General features: G+C 62.3%; 7 protein-coding genes, 1 tRNA gene and 1 pseudogene. 6 read left to right on the plus strand and 3 right to left on the minus strand.

Annotated features, from left to right (window positions below; translation table 11 throughout):
* The first annotated feature begins 110 nt into the window (after window positions 1-110).
* Together EN749_RS27070 and EN749_RS27075 are read left to right on the plus strand one after the other, a co-directional pair.
* On the plus strand, window positions 111-1,268 hold the full coding sequence (locus tag EN749_RS27070) for a hypothetical protein (protein ID WP_189367720.1): 1,158 nt from the start codon (window positions 111-113) through the stop codon (window positions 1,266-1,268).
* A 270-nt stretch (window positions 1,269-1,538) separates the two neighbouring features.
* Window positions 1,539-2,744 (plus strand): hypothetical protein, encoded by a 1,206-nt coding sequence (locus tag EN749_RS27075; protein ID WP_128364322.1) that lies wholly within the window; start codon window positions 1,539-1,541, stop codon window positions 2,742-2,744.
* Between the two features lie 169 nt (window positions 2,745-2,913).
* On the opposite strand, the gene EN749_RS27080 is transcribed toward EN749_RS27075, so the two are convergent.
* Window positions 2,914-2,998: transfer RNA gene (locus EN749_RS27080), tRNA-Leu, on the minus strand.
* A gap of 275 nt (window positions 2,999-3,273) precedes the next feature.
* Here EN749_RS27080 and EN749_RS27085 point away from each other — a divergent pair.
* Both EN749_RS27085 and EN749_RS27090 read left to right on the plus strand, forming a co-directional pair.
* Window positions 3,274-3,861 (plus strand): YqaA family protein, encoded by a 588-nt coding sequence (locus tag EN749_RS27085; RefSeq protein WP_128364323.1) that lies wholly within the window; start codon window positions 3,274-3,276, stop codon window positions 3,859-3,861.
* Window positions 3,862-3,895: 34 nt separating this feature from the next.
* Complete coding sequence (locus EN749_RS27090) at window positions 3,896-4,414, plus strand: disulfide bond formation protein B (RefSeq protein WP_013529434.1); 519 nt, start codon at window positions 3,896-3,898, stop codon at window positions 4,412-4,414.
* Window positions 4,415-4,576: 162 nt separating this feature from the next.
* Here the strand turns inward: EN749_RS27090 and EN749_RS27095 are convergent, their stop codons facing one another.
* Together EN749_RS27095 and EN749_RS27100 are read right to left on the minus strand one after the other, a co-directional pair.
* Window positions 4,577-5,134, minus strand: a complete 558-nt coding sequence (locus EN749_RS27095) for an HNH endonuclease (RefSeq protein WP_006328497.1) — start codon at window positions 5,132-5,134, stop codon at window positions 4,577-4,579.
* Between the two features lie 128 nt (window positions 5,135-5,262).
* Window positions 5,263-5,904 carry a DNA-3-methyladenine glycosylase gene (locus tag EN749_RS27100; RefSeq protein WP_127268792.1) on the minus strand — a complete coding sequence of 214 codons (642 nt, stop codon included), beginning with the start codon at window positions 5,902-5,904 and terminating at the stop codon, window positions 5,263-5,265.
* Between the two features lie 73 nt (window positions 5,905-5,977).
* On the opposite strand from EN749_RS27100, the gene gluQRS reads away from it, so the two are divergent.
* Together gluQRS and EN749_RS39060 are read left to right on the plus strand one after the other, a co-directional pair.
* The gene (gluQRS, locus tag EN749_RS27105) at window positions 5,978-6,853 is read left to right on the plus strand and encodes a tRNA glutamyl-Q(34) synthetase GluQRS (RefSeq protein WP_128364324.1); all 876 of its coding nucleotides are present in this window, start codon (window positions 5,978-5,980) and stop codon (window positions 6,851-6,853) included.
* A gap of 148 nt (window positions 6,854-7,001) precedes the next feature.
* Window positions 7,002-7,090: pseudogene (locus tag EN749_RS39060) on the plus strand (EamA/RhaT family transporter); the annotation flags it as partial.

The raw sequence follows: 7,090 nt of genomic DNA on the forward strand, positions 1-7,090 counted from the left end.
GTGCGGAGGATAGCGCCGTTGTCCGAAGGGCCGACGAAGACTTCGACGAACTGATTCGAAGCATTCGAGCCGCAACGTATCAAGCTTTGCCTCTCTTCGAAGAGGAGCCCGTGACCGGATTGGCCCAGTCAGACACGCTGGCCGCCTCCCTCGGCTCGACTTCGGCCCGGACGGGCTCGAGCCAGGCTCGCGCCATGCGCGGCTCCTCGCCCTTGTCCAACGACAGGCTGGATCCACGTGCCGTTGACGACTTGGCGTGGTCGTTGGTTGACCACGATGTGGGCAGGCTTGATGCGCAAACGCACGATGCCGACGCTCCCGATACCGACAAATGGGAATTGCAGGAAGAGGTGGCGAAGCTGCAACGCTTGCAGGATCGCACCTCGAAAGAGCTTGGGCGAAAATCGCGCGAGCTATCGATCGCGAGCAAGACCATCGCCGACCTGGAGGTCCAACTCGACAGGGCACGGCAGACCATTGCGCAAGCGGACAGGCATGCCGGCCAGCGCGCAACACGGTTCCTCGAAGCGAATGTCGAGGTCGAGCGTCTGGGCCGGAACCTGGCGCGCGTGTCGGGGCAACTTCGCGACGAGATCATCGCCAGGCAAGCCGCCGAGCAGGCGCGTGAGGACGTTGCATCGCGGCTCGCCAGCTTGCAACAGGCCGCCATGCTGCTTCGTTCCAAGGTCGCGGATGACCGGCTCCACAACGAAAGACTGACCGGCAAACTGTCTGCGCAGATGCTGGTGCGGCAGGACCTGCAGGCGCGGCTGTCCACGCTCGAGCATCAGCGCGGCGTTCTCGGCGATTGCGCCGCCGCCGCGCAGGAGCGGGCCGTCGAACTTGAAAAGAGGTTGCGCTCGCTCCAGCGCGGCGCCGCCGATCAAAGCGTGGTCCGCGCAACGCCGGGCGTCGGGCAGCGCGCCGAGGACGTGGCCGAGCATCGGCGCCAAACCTCGGAAACCGAGATTGCGACGTTGCGCCAGGAGCGCGACGCGGCGCGCCGAGACTATGGCGCGGTGAAGGTTCAACTCGCCGATCTCCGCTTGCGCGGCATGACCGACGAACTCGCGCATGCCCGTTGCCGCGATGAAAACCGCCAGCTTCACCAAAGGCTGGAAACGCTGACACGCCAGGATCCCCCCAACGGACCGGCAGCCGATGACAATGCCGATCTCGAACGGACATTCGACGAATTGCTGGCGGCTGGCGAGATCGGCGCGGCCAATGACGGCGGCCCCACCGGCGGGACGCGCAAAGCGTCTTGACCGCCTGCTCAGATGTATCGGTACGCAGGTGGCCACGTCGAGCCGACGGACGTGTTGGTGATCGGCATGACGTCGCCGCCCTTCTGGCACACCGAACTCGAGGCCGTCGAAACGTCGAGTGCATTCCAACGGTTGTCGTGTCTGTGGATGCCCTCAGCAAGCGTCTTGATCCCTGCCAGAGCGAGGATTCCGAGCCATGAAAAATGAAATGGCTGCCGCAGGTCTCCTCGCCATCAGTCCCGGCTCGATCATTGCATCGCCGAGCGCTCCATGCCCTTGGATAGCATCTGGAGCGGCGGCGGCGTAGATACCGTTTGGAAGAATGTTCAACGTCAAAGCTTAGGAATTGCCATGAGCAGGCAAGATCGAGGCCTTACGCGCTTCTCACGCAGGACGCGCAACGGCTTCAAGAATGCGGCGTTAGCACTTCATCTAGCGATCAACGTAGAACGACGAGACAGCATTGTCATTCGTGTAACAGGCGGCATGGGCGACCATATCGTGGCCGTCCGGTTTATTCGCGATCTGCTGAGCCACTTTGGCCGCGCAAAGATCGACGTCTATTCCGTAACGGGCGGAGTGGGCTGGCTTTACGAGCCTCTACCGGATGTAACTTTCATTGAAGCTCCGAAACGCGTATTTACGCGGGTCACGCATCGATATCTTCTTGTCCTGCAGCTCACACACACCGTAGATCTTGTGCACATGAGTTCTGCCGCTGCCGAACGGTGGCCGGCGCTTTCAGCAATGCTGCAAAGCATCGCACCGTATCGGAAGATGTTTTCGCATGCGATCGATGCGCATCCTCATTTGGACTTCCATCCAGCACTTGTAGCCCAATTTCAGAATGTGAGGCGAGACACCTTTCTGAACCATGTCAGCGGTGTGCCCTTTGGCGGCCATCAATATCCGTTACCTGAGGATGCGTCCTTGATTCAAAGCTTGGGACTGGACCATAAACCCTACATTACTGTCCATAATTCCTTCAGCGAGGAGTCGGGTCGCCCTCGAGCTACGCGAGATTATCCGTTCTTGGATGATGTCGTGAAAGAGGTGAAGGCGCAGTTGCCGGATCTTCCTGTTGTCCAAGTCGGCGTGGTAGGAGGCACCCTCAGTTCGGCCGACTACAACCTTTCTTCCAAGACAACACAGCCGCAAATCACCTCCGTTCTTGCGAACTCGTCCATGCATTTCGACATGGAGGGAGGGCTTGTTCATATCGCAAGCTGTGTAGGGACGCCGTGTTGTGTCGTTTTCGGTCCAACGCCGATCGGCTATTACGCCTACCCGAACAATATCAATATTGCCCCGCGTGTCTGCGGCGGTTGTTGGTCCATTACATTGGATTGGCAAAAGACCTGCCTTCTAGGCGCTGCGGAACCGCCTTGCATGTTCACACAACCACCCAAGGCGGTGGCGCATGCGGCGTTACCGCATCTGCGAGTTTTGTTGAGCGAAAAGCGCCGATCAGCCTGAAGGGGCACTTGCAGGCGAACAAGGGCCGGCAAGCGTTAGCATGGGAAACAGCAGACCACGATACACCAAAAGGCCAACCGGGAACGCAACGCCGGCGCTGCCGCGCACAAGCGGATCCCAAAACAAACACAGGCTAAATTGTCCCACCCGAAGCTCGAAGAGTGTAGGATGGTGCCCCTAGCCGGAATCGAACCAGCACTCCTTGCGGAACTCGATTTTGAGTCGAGCGCGTCTACCAATTCCGCCATAGGGGCTCAGGCCGGGCGGCCTGGATGGCGCGGGACTATACGGTTGGAGGGCTGTTCGTCAACTGGCCAATTCTCCGGCGCCCTCAAGATGCGACCAAACTGCGCCTTTCGATTTCGTGAGGGGGCTGCCATTGTGCAGCGCGGAAAATCTTTCTAGACAGGCGGCGCATCAAAGCGCGGCACGTCTGCGGGACGGATGGCGTGCTCTGGGTCTTTGTTCTGTGCATGCCGTTAAACCCCAACCTGCCTGCGCAATGGAACGACACGCATTAGGAGTGCCGATGCTTCGCGGACTTTACGACTGGACCTTGTCGCTGGCGGCCCGCAAATCCGCCGAATGGTGGCTGGCCTTCATCGCCTTCGTCGAAAGCTCGGTGTTCCTGGTGCCGGCCGACGTGCTCTATCTGCCGATGGCGCTGTCGCGGCCGGATCGCGCTTACCGCTATGCGCTGATCGCCACCGTCGCCTCTGTGCTGGGCGGCATCGCCGGCTGGTTCATCGGCCACTACGCCTATGACGCCGTGGCGAGGCCGATTCTCGAATTCTACGGCAAGTACGACGAGTTCGAAGCGCTGCGCGCGGGGGCAGGCGTCGGCTTCATCGTCCTGATGCTGATCACGTCGGGCGCTGCCCACCTGCCGCCGATGAAGGTGGTGACGATCCTGTCCGGCGTCATCGGCGTCAATTTGCTGTTGTTCGTGGTGCTGGCGATCGTGGCCCGCGGTGGCCGTTTCCTGCTGCTCGCCTGGCTGCTGCGCCATTATGGCGAACCGATCCGCGAATTCATCGAAAAGCGCCTCGGCCTCATCGCCGGCGCCGGCGCGGCTGCCCTGATTTTGCTCTATATCCTGGTCAAATACGCGTTCTGAACAGAACCATTGCGAGCCGGACGGACCGATTGAAATGACAGCGACCATGAATGCCGACACCGGACGCCAGCGCACGCTGACCGCCTTGTTCCTCGCCGTCGCCATGGCCGCCACCGTCGGCTCGGCGCTCGGCTTCCAGTATCTTGGCGGCTACATCCCCTGCCACCTCTGCCTAGAACAGCGCACGCCCTATTATATCGGCGTGCCGCTGATGGTGCTGGCGGTGATTGCGTCGATGCTGCACGCACCCAGTTGGCTGACGCGCGGCCTGCTGGCCGTCGGCGGCATCCTGATGCTCTACGGCCTCTATCTCGGCGTCTACCACTCCGGCGTCGAATGGCAGTGGTGGGCCGGCCCGACCGATTGTACCGCAGGCGCCGGGCCGGTCGACACCGGCGGCAAGGGCGTGCTCGACGCGCTCGACAAATTCGTGCCGCCGTCCTGCGACAAAGCCGCCTTGCGCATCCTTGGCCTGTCGCTGGCCGGCTGGAACGCCATCGCCAGCCTGATCCTCGCCGCCGTCGCCTTCCGCGGCGCCCTCACCCGCGACTGATTTGGCGCGATGGCGCCGACGCGAGATCGTTCAAAGAATTCGGCAGGCTGAGTCGTATAGAGTGATTGTCGAGAACCGAAGCGGAGCGGACATTTGGTCCGTGAGCATCGGAAGCGCAGACAATTGCTCCAGACGGCCAGCCTCCCGAATTCTCGAACGATCTCAGGGTTCGAGTTCGACATCCCAGTACAGATAATCCATCCAGCTCTCATGCAGATGGTTGGGCGGGAACAGGCGGCCATTGTTGTGCAGATCGTGCACCGTCGGCTGGAAAGGCTTCTGCAGCGGCCACATCTTGGCATGCGCCGGCATCATGCCGCCCTTCCTGAGGTTGCAGGGCGAACAGGCGGCAACGACATTCTCCCATGTCGTCGCGCCGCCGCGATGGCGGGGGATGACGTGATCGAAGGTCAGATCCTCCGGCGTGCCGCAATACTGGCACTGGAAGCGATCGCGCAGGAAGACGTTGAAGCGGGTGAAGGCCGGGTGCCTGGAGGGCTTCACATAGGCCTTCAGGCTGACCACGCTCGGCAGCTTCATCGAGAAGGTCGGCGAGGAGACGGCGTGCTCGTATTCGGCGACGATGTTCACCCGGTCGAGGAACACCGCCTTGATAGCATCCTGCCACGACCAGAGCGACAAGGGGTAATAGCTGAGCGGACGGTAATCCGCATTCAGCACCAGTGCTGGAAGCCCATCCGGAGATACGGCAACCGTCACGTGTTCACCTCCTTGGTTCTAGACCCGAACGGCGCGGATACTGTAAGCCCGACATGACAGGGATGTGAAGCGGATTGTCGCGTCGCCTAAGCGCCAAAAATGCATGATTTTTATGATTTTTTGCGGATTCAGGCCGGCGGCGCGGCGTCCCGCCCTCTGGTTTCGCGATAATAGGACCAGAAAAGCCGTGATGCGACACCTCGCCACGGGCTCCATGATTCGGCCAATGCGATCAGGGTTTTCTCCGGCGGACGCGGCTCGATGCCGAGCGCGTGGCCGACCGCGCTCTGCAGCGCGACGTCGCGCGCGGGGAAGATGTCGGGATGCCCGGCGGCGAATAAGAGATACACTTCCGCCGTCCACGGACCGATGCCGGACACCGCCGTCATCGTCGTGATCGCCTCCTCGGCATCGAGCGAACAGAGGTGATGAAGGTCGAGGCCGTCGACCACGGCCTGGGCAACAGCGATCAGGCCGCGCTGTTTGGGCCGCGACAGGCCGGCTTCGCGAAACATGTCCTCGCCGGCGGCCAGGATCGCCTGCGGCGTCAGCGGATCGACGAGCTTGGTCAGCCGGCCGAAGATGGCATCGGCACTGGCGCGGGACACTTGCTGCGAGACGACGATCGACGCCAGGCTTCGAAACCCCGGCTCGGACAGCCGCAGCGGCACCTCGCCGGCCATGCCGCGCACCTTTTCCAGGCGCGGGTCGATCACGCAAAGCGCATCGAGCCCCCGGGCAATGTCGTCTGATGTCACGATACGGCGCATGCTTTCTTGTTCCTCGACCGTCGACAGGGTAGCAATTGGCGAAGCGCCGCAAAACATGATTGCCGCCTGAGAGATGACACTCCTGACATTCCGCTTCGCGCCCAGCCCCAACGGCGTCCTGCATCTCGGCCACGCCTATTCGGCGCTGCTCAACCAGAAGCTGGCGACACGGGCGGACGGACGCCTGCTGCTGCGCATCGAGGATATCGACACGACGCGCTGCACGCCGCAATTCGAGGCCGGCGTACTTGCCGACCTGAAATGGCTGGGACTTGGCTGGGAAGAGCCGGTGCGCCGCCAGTCCGAGCATTTCGCCGAATACCAGGCGATGCTCGAGCGGTTGATCGCGGAGGAACTCGTCTACCCCGCCTTCATGAGCCGTGGCGAGATCCGCGCCTTCATCACCGACAGCGAAAAGCGTGGGCGCGACTGGCCGCGCGATCCCGATGGCGTGCCGCTCTACCCCGCCGCGGACAAGGCGCTGCCGCTGAAGGAACGTCAGCGGCGGATAGTCGAGAATGCGCCCTTCGCCTGGCGTCTGGATGTCGAGGCCGCCATGGCGCGTGTCGGCAAGGACCTGTCCTGGACGGAGTATTCCGACGAGACGCTTTCCGCGACGCGCTCCGTGGAAGCCCGCCCGCAGGACTGGGGCGACGTGATCTTGGCGCGCCGTGACATCCCGACCAGTTACCACCTCGCCGTCGTCATGGACGATGCGCTGCAAGGCGTCAGCCACGTCGTACGCGGCCAGGATCTGTTTTCCGCCACCGGCGTGCAGCGCCTGCTGCAGCAACTCCTGGGGCTGCCGCAACCGGCCTATTTCCATCATCGTCTCATCCTCGGGCCCGACGGACGAAAGCTGTCGAAGAGCCTGGGCGATACCGGCCTTGCCGCCTTGCGCAATGCCGGCGCGTCGCCCGGCGACATCAGGGGGATGGTCGGGCTTTGAGCGCGGCGCGGCCAAGGTAACGCATGTCGAACTTGACGCCCGTTGAATTCCGGTGATGCATGGATCAATGGTTTCGTTTTGCACGCCGGGTTGAAGCGCAGTAGAGCAGCGCCACGGTCAACTCCCTCCAGTGCGGCGTCTGCGGAACATGCACAGCATCAAGCGGTTCATTCCCGCCACCTTCGTCGTCCTGTGGGCCACCGGCTTCATCGGTGCGCGCTACGCCATGCCGTGGGC

The organism is Mesorhizobium sp. M7A.F.Ca.ET.027.02.1.1, from assembly GCF_004022985.1.
GTDB lineage: Bacteria > Pseudomonadota > Alphaproteobacteria > Rhizobiales > Rhizobiaceae > Mesorhizobium.